We start from the raw sequence: 19,402 nt of genomic DNA on the forward strand, positions 1-19,402 counted from the left end.
TCAGGTTGAGCGCAGTCGAAATCTAATTCCAAAAAGGGTTTAGGGTTCTCGACTGCGCTCGAATTGACATGATAGGACGCTTTTTAGACACCCTAATCATTTAATATAGTTTACCAGTTATTATTCTACAGAGAATACTTTAGTTTTCTTAAATGGCGAAAGATCAATTTTCTTCATTTCAGTTTCATAGTTTTTCCATTTATCCGAAAAGAATGTGTTTGTTTTTGAAATGGCATCTTGCAACGCATCCTTCGCATTTTTGATCAGAGTCTGCTCAGTGGTAGTGATACCTTCAGGACGTGAACCTACATATCTGCTTGCAGTAAAAACCCTTTGCATTACTGTAACTTCTGGATTACGTGTAATACCTTGACGCTTGTCTACTTTACCGATGTAAAGGGCAATTATAGAGTCAATACCTTTCACTATGTCGTTTGAAGATTTAATTTCGGTTTTGTACTTTTTCTTATCTTTTTTGGTCAACTTGCCCTTGTATTCATTGGCAGTATTTTTACTTTCTACCAACTGTTTTACAGCATCTGCAGCTGTTTGGGTCATTTTCTCAATTTGTTTTCCATATGTATAAGCATCATTAATGGCTTTTTGAGAAACTTGTAGTCTTGGATCACTTTTTACGGTAATATTCTGCGTTGAAGTTTGGTCACCGTATTCCATAACCACTTTATAAGTTCCTGGTTTTACATCTACTCCACCTGGCTCATTTTTTCGTTTGCGAATGGTTCTTGATGGCCTTTCACTTCCTTTTTCATCCATAAACCAACGAGTCTTGTAGATACCCGTGCTATCTGGTGTTTTTCTCTTAAGAGATCGGATTAATTTGTCATTGTTGTAAATTTTTATCTTAATAGAATCCCATTTTACTTTCTTTTCGTCCTCTTCTTTATCAGTATCTTCATCTTTCTTTTTGCCTTCTTTTTTCTTCTTTTTCTTAACCTGAACAAAATAGGTCATATGAGCTCCACCGGATTTATTTTCCCCATTATAAAGCGCATCGCCTCCAAATCGGCTGCCAGTAGGCTGTTGATAAGCCGCTTGATATGCCGTAGGAGGTTCAAACAAGTGTAATTTTTTGTTTTGGATAGATGCGTCTTGTGCTAAAGCTCTTAGCGGACGAATGTCATCTAAAACCCATGCGGCGCGACCAAATGTGCCAATAACAAGATCGTGCTCTCTTTCTTGTATGACTAAATCTTTAACTGAGGTAGTTGGAAAACCTTTTTTGTCCCATTTGGTCCATTTTTTTCCTGCATTAAAGGAAACATACAAACCATCATCAGTACCTAGAAACATAAGGTTTGGATTAATAGGATCTTCAATAATGCAAAGGGCATAACTTATAACATCGCTTTGGTCAACAATTCGTTCCCATGTTTTACCATAATTTTTGGTACGGTAGGCATAAGGGGTATAATTATAGCGTCTGTAATCATTTGCAATTAACAATGCCTCACCTTTATTTTTATTAGATGCTTTTATTTGTGGAATCCAACTTCCTTTAGGGAGTCCTTTGATATTTTTGGTAACCTCAGTGTACGTATTTCCACCGTTTTGAGTAAAGTGAACGCGGCCGTCATCGGTACCCACCCAAAACATATCTTTTTCAAGAGGAGAAGGTTCGATTACTAAAACCGTGCAATGATTTTCTGCCCCGGTAGCATCCATAGTCAAGCCTCCACTTTCACCCTGTTTTTGCTTTTCCGGATCGTTCGTAGTTAGATCAGGGGAAATCACTTTCCAAGTCAGCCCTTTATCCGTTGATTTATGTACAAACTGACTTCCAAAATAAATGGTGTTATTATCAAAAGGGTCAATATTGATAGCAGCATTCCAATTGAAACGAAGCTGAACCTTAGGATCAGGATGCGTGGGACGAACGCTGTAATTATTTCCTGTTTTCCAATCGTATCGGCTAACAAAACCCTGTTGACTCATACTCCAGCCGTATTGCGAATTGTCTTTATCAGGCACTACATCAAAACCATCACCAAATGAGATTTCTTGCCAATAGGAATTTCGTATCCCTTGAGCACGCCATACATAAGAAGGGCCTCTCCAACTACCATTATCTTGCATACCGCCATATACGTTGTAAGGATATTCATTATCTACTGCGATATGATAAAATTGAGCCACCGGTAGATTGCCAATAAAACGCCAGGTTTTACCACCGTCTTTTGTAATATTCATACCACCGTCATTGCCATCAATCATAAATTGTCCATTTTCAGGATGTATCCACCAAGCATGATGATCAGGATGTACGCCATTACTTACGCCATATGCTGGCATTAATTGGCTAAAGTTTTTACCGCCATCTTCAGAAGCATTCACATAGGTGAAAATGGAAAAAACCCGATTTTCATTTTGCGGATCTACATAGATTTCAGAATAGTAAAAAGGTCGGTTGCCAATGTCATTTTTATCGTTGATTTTTTTCCATTTAAATCCGCCATCCACACTTTTATAAAGTGCATTCTTCTTTGCCTCGATTAATGCATAAACGATATTAGGTTTGTTTTTGGCAATTGCGATTCCAATTCGGCCAAGTTCACCTTTAGGAAGCCCATCTTTATCGTTTAGTTTTTTCCAGGTTTTACCGCCATCATGTGTCATGTGAAGTCCACTTCCTTTACCTCCTGATTTAAAAAACCAGGGATCCCGCTTGTGTTCCCACATCGCTACAAAAAGTTTGTTAGGATTTGATGGATCCATCACCATATCAGCCACTCCCGTTTTGTTGTTGGCAAATAATATTTTATTCCATGTTTTGCCACCGTCGGTAGTTTTAAAAACTCCACGCTCAGGATGCTCACCCCAAGGCGAACCAATAGCGCCTACATAAACTGTGTTTGGATCGGTGGGGTCAATGATCACCCTGTGAATATGTCTTGTTTGTTCAAGGCCCATTGATTTCCAGCTTTTGCCTCCATCTAACGACTTGTAAATACCAAAACCACCATTTAAACTGTTTCTGGGGTTACCTTCGCCAGTACCCACCCAAATAACAGAAGGATTCGATTGCTGGATTGCTATTGCACCGATTGATGCAGTTAATTCTCCATCAAAAATCGGTTCCCATTTAATACCTCCGCTGGTCGATTTCCAAAGTCCACCCGAAGCGGTACCAACATACATTACATCAGGGTTATTATGCACGACATCAATGGCAGTTACACGACCACTCATACCACCTGGGCCAATATTTCTAGGTTTTAGATTTTTTAGATAAGTGGGATTAATTTCTTGAGCACCAGAAATTAGAGGTATTAAACCTATTAAAAGAGTAATTAGAATACGCATGTTTTGGTTTGAATTAGTTTTTGGACGCTAAAGTTAGCAAAATGTAAAGCCGTATTTCTTAAAGTGATGTTAAGGTGTTTTTAAATGGAAAATGGAGTTTTTAGTTGTTGTAAACAGCATAAAATTATTACTTTTCTAATTTTTGATCAGGCGAGTATTTGTGCGGTATGTTCCTCAAAAACTGATACTTATTTACTATAAATTAATCCATAAGATTTGGTTTTTTTAGAAAAACTATTTAATATTGAAGTTCATTATTATCATTATTATAGTTTTTTATTAATTATTAAAATTTATTATTATGTCTTTTAAAGCTAAATTAAAAGTCGGTGGGAACGAGTACAATGTATTGAACTGTAACTACGGTTTGCACCAAGAAACAGACGCCACAGGACGACCTTCTTCTGTAACTCGTGGCGGAATGATTACCATTGAAGTAGAATCAACAGCTGACACTAGTCTTTCTGACTGGATGTTTAACAATTTCGAATTACGTAGTGGCTCTATTGTGTTTCTAAAAAGAGATACTGAAGCGACTGCAAAAGAGTTGGTATTTACAGATGCTTATGCTGTAAAGTATGTTGAGAACTTCGACTCTACAGGAAAAAACCCAATGACGGAGCGCATTACCTTATCGGCCAGAGAAATTGCAGTTGGTAATGGTTCGCATACTAACGAGTGGGTATAATTTAGATACTTACCACATTTGTGGTTCAATCGAAAAGTTACATTCTGAACAAACCAGTATCTGTATTTTCTAGGATAGTTACTGTGTAGTTAACCATCACTTGTTTTGGGATATTTTGTTAACTGTATTGCTAGGGGATGTAAAATGTTTCAACTAAAAAGTATCTAATTGCATTCAATCTTTCGAGACGAATCAGATAATAATGAGTTGCTATAAAATGCCCTAGGTTGGTAGGAAAAATTTGGGTGATTATTTAATAGCATATATTCGATAGATCAATGTTTGATGTTGCTTTTTGCAGATTCAAATTCATCTGTAGTTCAGATGTAACTTTTCCATTATTATTTTGCAATAATTTGTACCTTAACTAAAATAATTGGTAGATGTCTTTTTTAGCGAAATTAACTATTGACGGAGAAGAAATGAACGTGCTTGACTGCTCGTTTGGATTTCACCAACTTACGGATGCCACCGGCAGACCATCGGAGAAACCTAAAGGTGGTCAAATACGTCTGATTATTGAATCGACCTCCAAAACAGATTTTTTAGAATGGATGATTTCATCAACCAATGTCAAAAAAGGAGAGATTACTTTTTACAGGCGGGATAGTATGTCTAGTTTGAAAAAAGTTGTTTTTGTCGACGCATATTGCGTGGATTATGTGGAGCAGTTTAATGCAACCAGTAATCAGCCATTACAAATTCGTTTAGTGCTGTCAGCAAGAGAAATAAGCGTTAAGGGAACGACGTTTACTAATAATTGGCCGGTTAAAGGGTAAATACTATGAGCTATCATATTCCTTTAGATTATTGTGATATTTATATTGAACCTAATCGAGAAATAGTGACGGTTAGGCAAAGATGGAAATATTCGTGGTGGCGAGGGGATTGCGAGGCATTTACATATTGGACATACCAAAGAAGAAAGGCATTTCACGATGCTGCGGATAGACTTATTTGGAACCACTGGAGCAATAATTATTTCTTAATGGCTTATGGTGAAATTGAAGATGCAAAGTTGATTAAGGACTTTCGGGATAGGAATTATCGATTGGTTTTTGATATTCAATGGGTATTAGATAACCCCCATTGGACAGTTAATGTAGTACGTCAGGAAGAAGGATATAAAGATCGAAGTTCAGTGAAATGGAATAGTAAGGAAGTATGGTTAAATGAATCAGATCTACGTTTTTATGATTTAGATTGTGATATACCATTTAATACGGTTTTACATGAGTATACACATACACTTTATAACGATGATGAATATGGTGAAGTTTATGGTGGTAAATCAGGCTCTAGATATGAGTTTGACTATAGATCATTACAAAATATTGGTGTTGAGTTACGTGATCGCTTCGTGACTGCCATAGAGGAAGATATTAGTTATGGGGTTCCTGGTGTAAGCTTTTCTTTATTGTTAACCCAAAAGTATGTGAATTCAATTGATGGTAGGCATTAGACTTTTTTCTTACATTCTCGTTTTGTCTTTATTTGGTTGTAACCAACTTAAAGAAGAAAAAAAGAAAATTTCAGTAATACCAGAGCATAGAAATGGTTTTCTGGAAATTGAATTTTTGAAAGAAGCGCCTTTTTATGAAGCTGAACGAATAAATAATTTGTATTTATTTAATAAAGAGTATTTGTTGTATGAAATCAGGCCATTTTTTCGATATAGAATTTTATTGAAAGTTTATGATTCGTCTGATTTTGATAAACCAATTCCGATGAAAGAGGTAACCTGGGAGCGAAGTAAAAATTACAATGTCACAGTTTTCTATCAGAAAAAGGATACAACTTGGCAACCAGTTTTGGTCGATGTTGTTGGGAAGGATGTGAAATTTTAATATAAGATTATGGCATTACAAAGTAATATTCAAATATATATAGGAGGTAATCAAATTACGGCATTTAAGGAACTAAGTTTATATCAAGGTTTGGCACAGCATCATATGCTCGAACTGGTATGTCGTATGGATGTTCTTGAAGAACTCAGTGGAGAAATAGCTTCAGAAAGCCGTAATTTTCTTGGAGAAATCATTACACTTCAAGTAACCACCTTGGATACTTTAGAGGGTTATAAAGAACTAGAATTTAAAGGAGTAGTAACTGGAGTGAATAACTCCAAAGCTTTTCATCAAGGTGGAGGTGATTTGGTAATTATTAAAGCCCAAAGTGCTACAGTTTTAGCGGATGATGGGCCACATTATGCTTCTTACAATGATATGGGACTAGCTGAAATTCTCGACCAAACCTTTCAGGGCTATGATCAATCAAAATTAGAAACCAATTTTAGTCCGCAATATAACGATACACTTCACTATAGCGTTCAGCAACAGGAAAGTGCTTGGCAATATGCAAGTCGTTTAGCGGCTCAATATGGTGAGTGGTTTTATTATAACGGCAAGACACTAATATTTGGTAAACCAGAAGAAGTAGAAGCTACTCAACTAATATATGGGCAAGACCTAGAGGAATTTTCTTTAAAATTACAACCTTCGTCCAATAATTATAATTTCTTTACAAATGATTACTTAAACGCTGATCAAGTTGAGTCAGCGACCAGTGGTGTTAATAGTAATTTAAATGGCCATAATGCATTTACCAGCAATAAAAGCAGTGAGTTGTTTTTAAAAGAAACAGCAGTTTTTGTTAACACTTACAATGATGAGAAGCTACAGCAGCGATTAGATAAGCATGTTGAAAATCAGAAAAAAGCTGAAGAGGCTAATCAGGTAAAGATAAATGGCGTTAGTGATAACCCGGGTGTCTTGTTAGGAAGCATTATTAAAATTGCAGATGAAAATGGAGCCTATGGTAGTTACCGTATTACAAGAGTAACGCATACAGCCACTGAGAATGGTCGTTATCAAAATAGATTTGAGGGATTGACGTCAGATGCTGATGTGTACCCAAACACCAATATTATGGCGTATCCTCGTAGTCAAAGCCAGACTGCGGTTGTTACGGACAATGCTGATCCTGACGGATTAGGTCGTATTCAGGTTCAGTTTCCATGGCAAAAGGCTACTGGAGCAACTACTCCATGGCTTCGAATTTTGACCCCGCATGCTGGCGGGGAAAAGGGTTTCCATTTCATTCCGGAAATTGATGAAGAAGTCTTAGTAGGTTTTGAAGGAGGAAACGCAGAGCGCCCTTACGTGATGGGGACTTTGTATAATGGGTCAGCCAATGCGGCTAGTTGGAATACTCCGGAAAATGATATTAAGGCAATAAGAACCCGCAGCGGACACACAATTGAGTTTAGCGATGCTAGCGGAGCTGAGAGTATAACCATTACCGATAAAAATCATAATAAGGTATTTATTGATTCCGCAAATAACAACATTGAGATTACAGCGAATGAAAACATGATTTTGACTGCTAGAAACCTTCAAGTTAATGTATCTGAAAACATGGATGTTTCTGTTGGGCAAAATCAAAATGTATCGATAGGTGAAAACTTAAATTCGAGTATTGGCAAGGAAGTCACTACAACGGCTAAAGAGTCTAAAACGCTAATAGAAGGTAAAATAGGAGTCCAATCTAAAGAATTAGAGCAAAACGCTGAAAAGATTACAATGAATAGCACCAAAGACAATATGGAATTATCCAGTGCTAAGCAGGTAATTTCTAACAGTAGTGAAAAGAATATTCTGGTTTAATGAGGGATTTTGGAATCAACATATTACGTGATGAGAGCACTACCGAATTGGAGGATGGAAAGCTAAATTTGGCTCCAAATCCAATTTATCTTACTCCGGTTCCTGATGTAGAGTATGTGTATCTATTTCAGTTGATCATTACAAATCCACAAGAATCGAACGAGCACAAAACAGTCGATTATAAAATAGGAGTAAAGTGCCTCGAAATATTTGAAGATGATACTGCTTTGATATCGTTTTTTAAGTATGATTTTTTTATCAACAAAAAACAACCTTCGCTAATTATTGATCAGATTGCCGATGAGATTAACGATGCTTTGTATCCTATTACGCTCCTCATTAATAGAGTTGGAGCAGTATTATCTGTTACAAACCTTATCGAGATAAAAGACCGTTGGAAAAAGAAAAAGTCTCAGCTTAAATTAGAATATCAAGGATCACTGGCAGACAAAATATTTAGGCAAATAGACAATAGATTAGATAATGAAGTGAATTTTGAGTTGTCCCTTGAAAAGGATTTATTTTTAAAAACATTTTTGAGTAAAATCTTTGGTAGTTATAATTCCAATCTAAAGTCATATAGAGGCTTATTAGTACCATTAAGTTCTGGTAATAGTTCGTTTCTTATTGATGGTATGTACACGCTAAAAAGAAATATAACCACATACAGTACGATATTTGTCGAGTTCGAAGGAAGTCGACTTTTTACTCCTAAAGAGTTGAACATGTTCAACAACGTCCTTGATACAAAAATCGAAGTTAATTCTCAGGTGGTTTTTGATTTACATGAAGATACCTGTTTACCAAAATGGATTCAGCTTGAAACAAGTTTTACGGATACTTCTAGTAACGATAAGATAAAACAAATCACGCTTAACATCAATAAACTTCAAGGAGAACAAAACTCAAAGCGGCTAGAAATAGCGTCCAAAAAGGAAGAAGAACTTGAAAGGGAAAAGGAAGTACAGACGAGAAAAAAACGTTTTTCAATCTTTAAAAAGAAGTAATGAGCGAAAAAAAACTTGTTTGTCACGGTGCCTTGTGTAAATGTCAATTTGGAATGACACCGGATTCCCTTGTTGTTTTATCTCAGAAAAAGGTATATATAAACGATAGTGCCGGAAGCCAAAAATTAGTGGCGACTGATAAAGAATTAGGAATGCCCTTCCAGGCGAAAACATTTGGTCAGTGCAAGTTACAACCAACCACGGGCGGATTTTTACCATGTGTTCCTAGTATTACCGGATGGACCGGTTTTTTTGAAAAAACTCAAATTAAATCAAATCAGGGATATCCGTTAATTGAGGATAGTAAAGCCACATGCGCCATTGCTGGTTCCCCATGCGTTGAAATTACATTTCACGGACAAACAGCAGCGCCTTCTTCACAGAATGTAGACAATGCTGATGAAGAAGTATTAGCCCAGGTGTTACCACAGGTAAATATTAACGAAATCAAATATCCTTCTCCTTATGATGGAGTGAGTGTTTCGTCTGAAGAAACGAATGCTCAAAGTAATTCAAATCAAGAAGAAGAAGAAAAAGAAATAGCGGTTGCTGTAAGTGTTGTTAAAGATACGTTTGTACCCTTAGGAATTCCTGCATTTAATGGAAATCAAGAGAATGAATTCATAAAATTCAAGATTGAGGTGAAGGATAATGATGCTGAGCGGATGCTGGTGGAGGTGCGAAAAAATGGTAGTACCTATTTCAGCGAAGAAATTACTGAAGGAGAATTACTGACTGTTGGAGAAAGTGAATGGAAGTGGGACGGGTTTAGCAATGCTCAGAATCTAAGTACTAAAGAGCTAAAAGAAAACGAATTTGATATAAAGGTTACCGTTTGGTTAGAAGGTAATGAGCAGTCTGACACAAAAAAAATAGGCCAATTTAAAGGTGACGAGGTAAAGTGGGTCGATGTTGATATCCAAAAAAATACAAAACAGATTCTAGTAACCCTTCGTGTCAATTTAAAAGACGGAGGAGAACACGGTACCGATGTTGACTGCCGAGAAATGGGGGCATCAAGAAATTCACCGGTAGTTAAAAAGTGTCCATGGGATAAAATACCATCTAAAGATCTGATCAGTTCTAAACCAATAATAAAACAAAGAAATAAGAATTTTTCTGATTTAGAACAATTAGCCATAGCAGGCATAAATTATCACTGGGGAAGAAATTCAAATCATGTGGCTGCCAAATCAGTTCAATATAATGGCATTATGTATGAAGTATTAGTTGATACTGTTAATACGAAACAAGATTCAATGGATGATGTTTCATTGATTTTTAATACCAATAGATCTTGGATGCGATCCGGCAATCCTGGAACTGTGGAAGGTCCAATTTCATTAATTGGAAACTTAGTTTCTAGAGAAGCCGTTTGTTATAACGTGGGATATATTAAGGGAAAAAAATGGAGTTATCGCGAACCCAGAAATGAAGATGTTGTTTTTAAAGAGACAGCAGCTCATGAAATCGGTCATACCATTTTAAAAGCCTACGGCGGCACCTCGTACTCTTATGGTCACAAAGGAAGTGTTAATACAATTACTCAATCAGAAAGTTCTAGTGCTACTAAATATCCGTCGACAGGAGAAATAGATATTATGCCGTATTACACAAATTGGATTAGCTATTCTGACCGAGAGCGTATGGTAGCAGCTGAAAAGGATGTTTTGGGTCTTATTTGGTTAACAAAGCTTAAAACATGAGTTATTTTTTAAAAGTACATGAATTTGATAGAATCAAAAGCAAATTGTTTATCGCTTTAATAGTGGTAATTGGTATTAGTTGCAAGACCTCTTACTATTTTTCTCCAAATGTTATTGGAAAAGTAGTAGATCATGAAGATCAACCTATTGAACAGGTGTCAATATATTTCACAGATAAATCAGAAATGGTAAAAACTGAAATCGATGGGGACTTTTATATTAAGCCTAAAAAGATAACCACTTCGAAAAAATTAAATCTTAGTGAGCAGAGAATGATTAATAGTTCATTCATAATTTTTTATAAGAAAGGGTACAGCCCTGATACTATTGATATAAATAATTATGATTATGACAAAAGTGTTTTTGCAGCGGATACATTGGATTTAGGGAAAATTATTTTATCAAAAATGAAGTTGTGAGAAATTATTTCTATCCATCCTCTTTTTAGCTAGTTCCTGTTCGAGTTTGAATAGAGATAGTACGATAATAACAACTGTAGTTACTGAAAAATGAAAAAGAAGATACTAAGCATATTATTTTTAGCACTACTAGTGCAATGTTCAGGAAAAATTAAGTTTTATCATGGATATGTTTATGGTGAGGACGGGGTACCATTAGAAAATGTTAGAATTTTTGAGGATGATAATCTTCGTGAGAGCGCATTAACAGATAAAAATGGATACTTCAAGTTGGAAGAAAAAAACAGTTTTTCGGGTGACTTAGTAATTATGCTTAGTGATAGTACGGTGATAGATACGATAAAAACAGCATACGCGGTTCATGGTGAAAGAATAAGATATCAATTCATAAATGGTACGAGTGATACAATTTGGATTAAAGTGGTGAAAAAGAAATGAAACGATTTTTAAATAGAATGACCACTGTTTAAACGATATCAAACTTCAATAAGAAGTATAATAAAATGACTCAAGGAAACGGAAAAATCATATTAGTAGAAGCTGAGGGAGTAAACGAAGTGGCTGTTGGAAACAATAAGGTCATCGTTAAAAAAATGGGTAAATCTGCTACCCTTAAACCTGTCAATATCGATCCATCACAAAAAGTCCGTTGGATTTGGATAGCTGTTGAATACCTGGAAAAAGCAAAACAGGCACTTTCAGGCGAACACGTAGATGAATGGGGTGAATGGACCCAAAAAATAACAGATACTCCAATTGATAAATTCGGGATCGGGAAACAGTATACAACTTCGTTTAGTGTAGGCGCCAATTTTGGTCATGAAGACCATTATATACGTTCTGGAACAATTTTTTATTTTGAATCCTTTTATGATGAACCAACTCTTGACAAGGGAATTTTTGTCGGGGTTACCGATCAACCGAAAATACTTTCGGCATACTTTGCAAGTTATGCTGATGAGTTCATGTATCCCGGAGAGTCCGAAAACTCCAAAATATATACCTATAAGTCCGTTATCAGGCTTTATGTTAGCACACATCTAATCCCAAATCATACCGTCAAAGGGCACAATTTTGCACTGTTTGAAGTGGATATTTATGATGCAGATGGAGACAAAAAGGTGACAGATGAACCTTTAAAGTTTTTTCAAACAACCAACCCAGGACATTTTTCCATTAATTCTTTTACGGAATTAGACATTACGATTGATGAAAAATGGCGAGATGCTTCAGGTCATGAGCCGAAAACCCTAAAACGTTATTATGCGAAGATAAAAACAACCCTTTATCATAATGAAGATGCCGAAACCGGAGAAGGTGCGAAAAACATAGAAGATAATAAGTTACTAACAGGAAATCCCAATTATCAGGATGGGAGGTATCTAAAATTTACCAATCGTTTTAGAGGTGTTGCTCCAAATGGAGAAGCAGTAGGTATAACCTTTAAAACGGAGGATGAGGTAATTCATTGGTTCTGGGGAAGACAATTATCTAAGGGAAAAAGAAAAGCCGCCTCGTATCAAAAAACGACTTTAGACGACTATAACTTGTTGGAAGGGGAGGTGCTGGAAGGTCAAACTACTTATTTCGATGTTCGTTATGACAAAATGGATGTTATTCTAGAGAATTTTCAGGTGTCAAAAACCAATATGATGGCCGTTGTTGGTGATGTTGAATATACCAGAATGAATGGGCATCCTTGTAAATACTCTAAAGTTGTTATTAGCCACGAAAAGAAAAATGAAAAAAGAGAATTCGTCCTTTTTGATGAGAATGCCACTACTAAAAAGGTAACCGACAATACTGATATGGTATTTGGTATCGTAGCAGGTGATAAAAAAGAAAAGGTTTCTATCGTGGCCGAAGGCTTAGAAATACAGGACGTAAATAGTGGTGAAAAACCGAGATGTGACGGTATTACGATGCGGAAAGTGATACGTAAGGGAAAGATCGAGGCAAAACGTAAAAGGCATAAAGGTGATACTGAATTTGTACACAAATCAATACAAGATGTTTTTGATCTTGAAAATGTGCACATATTGTTTCCTGAAAGAATTAATAACAAAAATGCGACTGCTCAGGAGTCCTCTGGGAATGAAACAGTTGATATATCAAGTCAACGAATAGAACATTCTTATACAGATAAAGGAGTTGATTTAAAGCTGGGTTATCTCTATAATAAGACATACGACAGTAGAGCAGAAAAATGGTTGGGTGATCGATTTGGTAATTGGACCAATGATCTTTTAGATATTGCCTGGATAGTTCGATATTTTGTTCTAAAAAAGGAATATGGTCAGACTTATTTTGTACCCATTAGTACTTGTCGTTATCCCAATCAAACAGCCGTTATTGAAGTTTTTCCTGATGTTGAATGGTGGATTAATTTTAAGTTCAACTCGAAAAACGCCTTATATGTTAGACAACAGCCTAATTACAAATACAGAATTTTTCATCCTAACCCCACTTATAACCAAAAAAAAGCGGGCGAATATGGGTATGAGAAAAGCCAATCTGGTAAGGTAGATTTTGAAGTAGAATTTGAAGCTGGGTTTAAATATAATGGAAAAGAAATAAAATTTAATTCAGGAGAAGGCTTTCCACTAGTAAATGCTATTAACTTCTTTTTGATGGCTTATAAAGTCTTTAAAAAGATAAGTTTTGCAGATGAATGCGAGGAGGCTGAAGGTCCGGTTGCCAATGGAACAGCTCAAAGCTCTAGAGGAGCCGCGGCAAAAAAAATGACACAACGATATCAACAACGTAAAGGCAAAGGTTTTCCCTTTAGAATCGAGGTGTCTCAACCATCATTCAGTGGTGGAGTACATGGATTTTATCAGCAAAGCAAAAAAACAGAAGGCGCTTATGGAGCAATGTACGAAGCAAAATTCGCGGCTGATCCTCTTTTTAGTATCAAAGGAAAGCTTGACTTGCTATTTTTTGCACAATTTATTGGCCCTATAGGTCAGGCTCTGGATAAAATTGGTAAAGTTGTAAAACGTATCGATTACTTGACCTTCGGAGCAGTTAAAATAGACTACTTTTTGTATCTAGCCGCGAAAGTCGATTTAAAAATTGAAGTGAGTGGAGTGAACCATCATTCTATTGATGGCTGGGGAGGAGGAGAGCTAAATGCCACAATGCCAATAAAGGTCTGGTTAGAAGCGGGTGTTGATGTTGATGTCAAACTACAAGGAGTTGGAAGTTTAGATGCGGATGCAATCATTAGGGGAGAAGCGAATATGGACTTAAATCTATTTCTTGACAAACGAAATAGTAAAATGCCGATGGAGTTTCAGTTTAAAGGACTGGATGTAAAAATCTGGTTGAATTTTAAAGCAGAAAGCAAACGAAAGGAAGAAACTAAAAAGAAAGGAAATGATCAATCTGATCCTGTAAAAAAGCCAAGTGCTGTTCGGAAGCTTTTAGGTCCTGGTAAGCGATGGAAAGTTGAAATTTTATGATAAGACAGTTTTGCAAAATATTCTTTTTGGGGTTGACCATGTGCTGTTGTGTCCAAAATACTAATACTAAGAAAGCAGATAATAATATGAGTTCATTACCTAAATATGCTAAGGAAAAGCAAATTACTTATGCTGTGCATGTAAATGCTAAGACACCTTACGAAATTTTCATTGATGATATTCCTTTAGAACGCTTTTATGAAAGCGGAATTAATTCCACTATGGAATTAAACCCGTATCTATTACGCAATGGAAAACATATTTTAAAAGTACGATACCTTCCTTTAGAAACCGCAAAAGATAGATTGCTTCATCCTGGGGACGTATACTTTAATGAAGATGCCAAATGGAATATTTTTTTTGTTAGTTACATCAAAAATGAGAATGAACCACTTGGATATGAAGGCGAAATAGATTACGTAAATTCAGAATTACAGGTAGTTGCTCCCCCGGAACCGGTTCCCTTTTGGGAACAAACCTTTGAATTAGATATCAAATCGCTTCCATATAGTTTGAAGGGGTGGTCAGCTAGTAAAGATTTAAAGGAAATGGATCAGGATGTGTTAGCTGACGAGGTTTTTGATTTCTTCCAAGATTTACGCGCTGTAATGAATAATGGTAATTTTGATTCTTTTTTAGAAATGAATAAAAAAAGGGACTTTGAAATTGCGGTAAGTCAATATAAAGAAGACTTAGGCTGGTTTGGTGCTAAACAACAAAAAGAAGAGTTTCTGGCGGATTGCAAAGGCAATATGTGGTTGGTTAATAGGGATGATTACGTGGTAAAAATATACGGAAACGGTAAATTGGCTACCATAGAAAGAATATTTAAGTTAAAAAACCAATGTCTTATAGCGGAAACCGAAGAAAGTTATTTTAACTATAGTTTTTTGATCCATAAACCCCAAGGTTCTGAAACTTTTGAAATAATAAGAAAGTAAGAATGAGATTATTTTGGCTATTAATACTTTCTACTTCCTATGGCTTCTGCCAATCTGAGGTAACCAATCTGTATGAATGCGTTTGCGAGAATACGCCGAACGGTGAAGAAAAATTGGAAGAATTGGAAAAAAGTATGATATCTGACAATTTGTTGGTTTCGAATTCAGCAAAGCATTATAAGCAGTTTTTTCTAAAAGGAAATGGATCATATTTTGATTCATTTGATGAGAACGAAATAGCTAGTCTTCAATATAATCTGGGAGCCTTTTTCACCTCAAATATACTTGCCAATCTTAAAATCAATTGCTTTCACCAGAATAAGTGGGGTAGTATTGAGTCACAAAACCTTTTTAATAAAATTAAAGAAGTTGATAACATTTTAATGAAGGGAACGTCTCTAAAAGATAATAGGTATGATTCCATTGAAGATTTTTGGGATGGTGAGTTCAAGACTGAATGGTTTGTATCGAACGATACGAAAGTGTTATTATATATTTATTTATGTACTCAATATTGTGAGAATTGATTTTTAAGTTATGAGCTTCAAAGCTACCCTACACATTTTTGAAAAAACATACAATGCGCTGGATTTAAACTATAAAATCAATCAGCAAACGGATCTTAATGGTAGGCCGACAAGACGTGCTTTGGGTGGTACTATTCATGTTAAAATAGAGTCCACAAAAGATGATTTGGGATTGTATGAAGCCATGTTTTCCCCAACACAATCAGTTCAAGGATCCATAAGGGTGTATAAACGTGACGGATTTAGCAAATCATTTGATATTGAGTTCGCCAATGCCTATGTCGTTGGGCTAAATGAAAATTATAACGCCATTAGCAATCAACCACTGCATATGGATATTACAATTAGTGCGCAAATACTGCGAATCAGAAATACGGTGTTTGAGCTACCTGCTAATCCTAGTAATCCATTTAAGGAGTTTAAGGCAACCATAACAGAACGGGAAACAACCAATGATGAACCCGAATTATTAGATTATTACATAACGGATTTAGAGGAAAACAAGATAGACGAGGCGGTTCCTGGTGACAAAATCTTGTTAAATGTGTTGACAAAAAATTTAAAGGGAGAAGTGCTAACGATTACATTGGAAAACCCTACTGCGGATTATAAATACAAAGGGCAGCTATTGGAAAATGATACCTTGACTGATTATTCAGTGAAATATGATCATGAAAAAATTGAATTGGAAGTAATTACACAAGGGTCAGAAGAATGAGTGAAAATACGTTTAAAATAGAGGTTGGGGGGTTTACAGCCACTACTAGCATTGAGGTAAAAAGCCCCAAAGATGTAATTATGTTTGTGCCCGGTACTACAGATCCTACAAACATGAAAGCATTAAATCATGAGGCAAATAAGTCATATTGGAGACAAAAAGAAGAGGATGCTGATAATTTTTGGAGCGCTGTTAAAGATTTAAAACCCCAATTCCTTGATCTCCACATAGAGGATCAATTTTTTAGTTGGTCTGGCGATAATTCTGTCGAAGCAAGAACCGAAGCTGCAAATAGATTGTTGGATCTCTTTTTGAGGGTTTATAAAAATTGGACCGACCAAGAAGTTATGCTCCACCTCATTGGACATTCTCATGGGGGCAATGTGATTAATCAGTTTACTAGAATTATTGGTGAAAACGCATCATTTCCTGAAAAATGGAGAGTGAAGAGTATCGTATACCTATCTACTCCTTTTTTCCAGAAGGAACATCAACTAGCTCATACATATTTACATGATGATTGCAAAATTCTTAATGTATACAATGAGTATGATATAACCCAAAGGTTTATAGCGAGTTTTTCTTTAAAAAACCTTGAGATTTTAATAGGAAACTTCAATAAAAAGTCTATTCAAGAAAAGATAGTAAAATTTAAAAAAGTAGATTTCAAGGCTTTTGAGCATCTAACAGATATCGCAATAAATAATAAGACAGAAGGGCCATTTTTATGGAGAGAGACAAATAAGTTATTAGATTGTATTAAAGAGGTATTTTGTGAAATCTCAGATTATATTGAAACTTTTGATGCGAGTTCGGTTTTGACTGATAAGAGCGAATTGATTCTTTTAATTAATAGAATAAGTAGTTGGGCTACGGAACGCTCAAAAATTTTTGCAGTAAATAGTAAAAATAGAAAAGGAGGTTATGGGCGATCTGAATATTTTGAAGACATAGATCTTTTAGCTACCTTAAAATTTTTAAATGAAATATTTCATGTTAAAACCGGTCCGATAGATAGTTATTTTCTGGGGATGCTTTCTAAAATTATAACCAATAAATCTTCTGGAATAACCGATAAAATTGATCCTACTGATTGGTCACCTCAAAGACAAGTAAATGGCGCTTTTGAGTTAATTAATGTTCCAATAACTGAAGAGGATGACTATTTTCTTAGAGGAAAGAAGGCTAACTATGATTCTTTTATTACTGGATTAGAGTCATGTATAAGAAGTTCGAAAGAAGACCTAATTCCTGATATTCTTATGAGACTGTTTAGTCAGTTTATATTACCCCAAGATATCCAGGCAATTTTAAGCAAAATTTGGTGGGTGGAGTTTTATTTTAGAGGAAAAAAGGATACCGAGTTAAAAAAGATTAGAAAAAGTCTAAAGGTTTATAAAAAACTAATAGCAGAGTACAACCAAAATCTCATTCTAAATGAAGACAAAAAAATTAAAGAAATATTTAATCAGCCTGGTAGTATTCCCTATTTAGCAATGACATCTCATAGTTTAAGCCATACTCAACTTTGGGATGAAGTACAAGATAATTTGAAAGAGAGTTTTGTGTCAGGAAAAAACCCTGGATATAAAGAATAGTCAATGGTAAAGAAATATTTTATTTGGTTTTTATGTTCGGTTCTACTATCTGTTGGGTTTTTCTATTTATTCAATGATTGGCCAATATTATTAATACTGGTAGGGGGGGTGAATGGTTTAATTACATTTATTCTATTCCTAGTAATAGATAGATTCTTAGTTACTAAATTAAACACTGAAAAGAAGCTCCTTATCCGACTAATAACTGTTATTACTTTAGTTCTGGTCGTTTATTATGTTCATAGCTTTATTGAACATGCCATTTAAGCTAGGATTATTCTTAAATAAAAATAACGGGACCTATTTTTTTGGAGGGTAAAACGGTATGACAACTATTATTTAGTCTCCTCCCTTCCATCAGCATGCAACGCAAATCGTCCTTTTTCTTTCTCATTAGTGGGGTCATGCTTGTCCCAGGGCCAACCACCAAATTCAGTTTTACGATACTCCATAATAGCTTCGTTTATTTCCTGATAGGTGTTCATTACAAAAGGACCTTGCTGTGCTACCGGTTCACCAATCGGCTTCCCTTGAATTAATAAAAATTTAGCGGGCTTGCTTGCGTTTTTGATGATGAGTTCTTTTTCCGATGAAACATGCATTCCATGCAAAACAGGAATTTCATATCCTTCAACCTGTATTTCATCTCCCTCAAAAAAATAAACGCTTCTATTTACTAAATCTCCTGAACCCGGAACTGTCCATTCAGAATTTGCCTCAACAGTAACGATCCAAATACTGACATGATTTGCAGAGTTTGCAGCCCATGAATTAGGGGTAGGAGATAAGGCTTTCTGATCTTGGTAATCACCGGCTATTAGTTTGATTGAAACACCGTTTTCAACCGTGATAATTGGAATATCTTCATTCCATAGCATCTTGTAATGTGCATCGACCATCTTATCTTTTGAAGGTAAATTGAGCCAGATTTGAAAGAGTAATAACTCATTTGTTGCATCTGTTTTGAGAAGTGGAAACATCTCACTGTGTTGCACACCTTTTCCGGCAGTCATCCATTGCACATCACCTTCACCAAATCGACCTTTGGCACCTAAAGAATCAAAATGATCAGCGATTCCTTTTTCCACTATGGTGACTGTTTCAAAGCCTCTGTGTGGGTGGTGTGGGAAACCGGGTACTGTTTGACCATGATACATATTCCATCCGTCCTTATTGGCAAAATCCTGACCTAAGTTTCTTCCTTCTAAGGAGGCATCGGGTCCTAACTTACCGTTTCCTTTTGGAAAGTAATCGTGATGAAATGCGCAAAATAAAAACGGATCTTGTGTTGGCCATTGATTGCCGAGTTGAAATATTCTGTGAATGCTGCTCATATCTTATTTTTTTT

The 19,402-nt window shown here is 35.8% G+C and carries 16 protein-coding genes; 14 read left to right on the forward strand and 2 right to left on the reverse strand.

The features are described from left to right. Positions 1 to 120: 120 nt before the first annotated feature. Positions 121 to 3,321 carry a VPS10 domain-containing protein gene (locus ABN763_RS11085; RefSeq protein ID WP_410485533.1) on the reverse strand — a complete coding sequence of 1,067 codons (3,201 nt, stop codon included), beginning with the start codon at positions 3,319 to 3,321 and terminating at the stop codon, positions 121 to 123. Between the two features lie 301 nt (positions 3,322 to 3,622). Here ABN763_RS11085 and tssD (ABN763_RS11090) point away from each other — a divergent pair, with 301 nt between their 5' ends. From tssD (ABN763_RS11090) to ABN763_RS11155, 14 genes are all read left to right on the forward strand, one after another. Further along, positions 3,623 to 4,009 carry a type VI secretion system tube protein TssD gene (gene tssD / locus ABN763_RS11090; protein ID WP_410485534.1) on the forward strand — a complete coding sequence of 129 codons (387 nt, stop codon included), beginning with the start codon at positions 3,623 to 3,625 and terminating at the stop codon, positions 4,007 to 4,009. 383 nt (positions 4,010 to 4,392) lie between these two features. Further along, positions 4,393 to 4,788: a type VI secretion system tube protein TssD gene (gene tssD / locus ABN763_RS11095; RefSeq protein ID WP_410485535.1), complete on the forward strand. Its 396-nt coding sequence runs from the start codon at positions 4,393 to 4,395 to the stop codon at positions 4,786 to 4,788. A 5-nt stretch (positions 4,789 to 4,793) separates the two neighbouring features. Next, positions 4,794 to 5,471, forward strand: coding sequence for a hypothetical protein (locus tag ABN763_RS11100; RefSeq protein ID WP_410485536.1), 678 nt, complete (start codon positions 4,794 to 4,796; stop codon positions 5,469 to 5,471). Beyond that, complete coding sequence (locus ABN763_RS11105; RefSeq protein WP_410485537.1) at positions 5,458 to 5,856, forward strand: hypothetical protein; 399 nt, start codon at positions 5,458 to 5,460, stop codon at positions 5,854 to 5,856. The genes ABN763_RS11100 and ABN763_RS11105 overlap by 14 nt, the downstream gene beginning before the upstream one ends. A 9-nt stretch (positions 5,857 to 5,865) precedes the next feature. Continuing rightward, the gene (locus tag ABN763_RS11110) at positions 5,866 to 7,674 is read left to right on the forward strand and encodes a type VI secretion system Vgr family protein (protein ID WP_410485538.1); all 1,809 of its coding nucleotides are present in this window, start codon (positions 5,866 to 5,868) and stop codon (positions 7,672 to 7,674) included. Continuing rightward, complete coding sequence (locus ABN763_RS11115) at positions 7,674 to 8,681, forward strand: hypothetical protein (RefSeq protein ID WP_410485539.1); 1,008 nt, start codon at positions 7,674 to 7,676, stop codon at positions 8,679 to 8,681. Before ABN763_RS11110 ends, ABN763_RS11115 begins: the two co-directional genes overlap by 1 nt. After that, positions 8,681 to 10,387, forward strand: a complete 1,707-nt coding sequence (locus ABN763_RS11120; protein WP_410485540.1) for a DUF4280 domain-containing protein — start codon at positions 8,681 to 8,683, stop codon at positions 10,385 to 10,387. Before ABN763_RS11115 ends, ABN763_RS11120 begins: the two co-directional genes overlap by 1 nt. Then, a complete protein-coding gene (locus ABN763_RS11125; protein WP_410485541.1) occupies positions 10,384 to 10,806 on the forward strand; it encodes a hypothetical protein in 423 nt (140 codons plus the stop codon). Before ABN763_RS11120 ends, ABN763_RS11125 begins: the two co-directional genes overlap by 4 nt. Before the next feature lie 90 nt (positions 10,807 to 10,896). Then, entirely contained in the window at positions 10,897 to 11,244 is a 348-nt protein-coding gene (locus ABN763_RS11130; RefSeq protein WP_410485542.1) for a hypothetical protein, read from the forward strand. Positions 11,245 to 11,309: 65 nt separating this feature from the next. Then, positions 11,310 to 14,270 (forward strand): hypothetical protein, encoded by a 2,961-nt coding sequence (locus tag ABN763_RS11135; protein ID WP_410485543.1) that lies wholly within the window; start codon positions 11,310 to 11,312, stop codon positions 14,268 to 14,270. 86 nt (positions 14,271 to 14,356) lie between these two features. Next, the gene (locus ABN763_RS11140) at positions 14,357 to 15,211 is read left to right on the forward strand and encodes a hypothetical protein (RefSeq protein WP_410485544.1); all 855 of its coding nucleotides are present in this window, start codon (positions 14,357 to 14,359) and stop codon (positions 15,209 to 15,211) included. A gap of 2 nt (positions 15,212 to 15,213) precedes the next feature. Further along, positions 15,214 to 15,738, forward strand: a complete 525-nt coding sequence (locus ABN763_RS11145) for a hypothetical protein (protein ID WP_410485545.1) — start codon at positions 15,214 to 15,216, stop codon at positions 15,736 to 15,738. Positions 15,739 to 15,748: 10 nt separating this feature from the next. Continuing rightward, the gene (tssD, locus tag ABN763_RS11150; protein WP_410485546.1) at positions 15,749 to 16,456 is read left to right on the forward strand and encodes a type VI secretion system tube protein TssD; all 708 of its coding nucleotides are present in this window, start codon (positions 15,749 to 15,751) and stop codon (positions 16,454 to 16,456) included. Positions 16,457 to 16,569: 113 nt separating this feature from the next. After that, a complete protein-coding gene (locus ABN763_RS11155; RefSeq protein ID WP_410485547.1) occupies positions 16,570 to 18,054 on the forward strand; it encodes a hypothetical protein in 1,485 nt (494 codons plus the stop codon). A gap of 335 nt (positions 18,055 to 18,389) precedes the next feature. On the opposite strand, the gene ABN763_RS11160 is transcribed toward ABN763_RS11155, so the two are convergent. Further along, positions 18,390 to 19,388 carry a pirin family protein gene (locus ABN763_RS11160; protein WP_410485548.1) on the reverse strand — a complete coding sequence of 333 codons (999 nt, stop codon included), beginning with the start codon at positions 19,386 to 19,388 and terminating at the stop codon, positions 18,390 to 18,392. Positions 19,389 to 19,402 lie beyond the last annotated feature (14 nt).

The sequence above is a fragment of the Spongiivirga sp. MCCC 1A20706 genome (genome assembly GCF_046524175.1).
Taxonomy (GTDB): Bacteria; Bacteroidota; Bacteroidia; order Flavobacteriales; family Flavobacteriaceae; genus Spongiivirga.

Bases quoted from the DNA above. Each gene is read 5' to 3' on its own strand.
- ABN763_RS11155 (WP_410485547.1), top strand. From the start codon at position 16,570: ATGAAAGCATTAAATCATGAGGCAAATAAGTCATATTGGAGACAAAAA.
- tssD (WP_410485535.1), top strand. From the start codon at position 4,393: ATGTCTTTTTTAGCGAAATTAACTATTGACGGAGAAGAAATGAACGTG.
- ABN763_RS11105 (WP_410485537.1), top strand. From the start codon at position 5,458: ATGGTAGGCATTAGACTTTTTTCTTACATTCTCGTTTTGTCTTTATTT.
- ABN763_RS11115 (WP_410485539.1), top strand. From the start codon at position 7,674: ATGAGGGATTTTGGAATCAACATATTACGTGATGAGAGCACTACCGAA.
- ABN763_RS11100 (WP_410485536.1), top strand. From the start codon at position 4,794: ATGAGCTATCATATTCCTTTAGATTATTGTGATATTTATATTGAACCT.
- ABN763_RS11140 (WP_410485544.1), top strand. From the start codon at position 14,357: ATGAGTTCATTACCTAAATATGCTAAGGAAAAGCAAATTACTTATGCT.
- ABN763_RS11125 (WP_410485541.1), top strand. From the start codon at position 10,384: ATGAGTTATTTTTTAAAAGTACATGAATTTGATAGAATCAAAAGCAAA.
- ABN763_RS11110 (WP_410485538.1), top strand. From the start codon at position 5,866: ATGGCATTACAAAGTAATATTCAAATATATATAGGAGGTAATCAAATT.
- ABN763_RS11130 (WP_410485542.1), top strand. From the start codon at position 10,897: ATGAAAAAGAAGATACTAAGCATATTATTTTTAGCACTACTAGTGCAA.
- tssD (WP_410485546.1), top strand. From the start codon at position 15,749: ATGAGCTTCAAAGCTACCCTACACATTTTTGAAAAAACATACAATGCG.
- ABN763_RS11135 (WP_410485543.1), top strand. From the start codon at position 11,310: ATGACTCAAGGAAACGGAAAAATCATATTAGTAGAAGCTGAGGGAGTA.
- tssD (WP_410485534.1), top strand. From the start codon at position 3,623: ATGTCTTTTAAAGCTAAATTAAAAGTCGGTGGGAACGAGTACAATGTA.
- ABN763_RS11145 (WP_410485545.1), top strand. From the start codon at position 15,214: ATGAGATTATTTTGGCTATTAATACTTTCTACTTCCTATGGCTTCTGC.
- ABN763_RS11120 (WP_410485540.1), top strand. From the start codon at position 8,681: ATGAGCGAAAAAAAACTTGTTTGTCACGGTGCCTTGTGTAAATGTCAA.
- ABN763_RS11160 (WP_410485548.1), bottom strand. From the start codon at position 19,388: ATGAGCAGCATTCACAGAATATTTCAACTCGGCAATCAATGGCCAACA.
- ABN763_RS11085 (WP_410485533.1), bottom strand. From the start codon at position 3,321: ATGCGTATTCTAATTACTCTTTTAATAGGTTTAATACCTCTAATTTCT.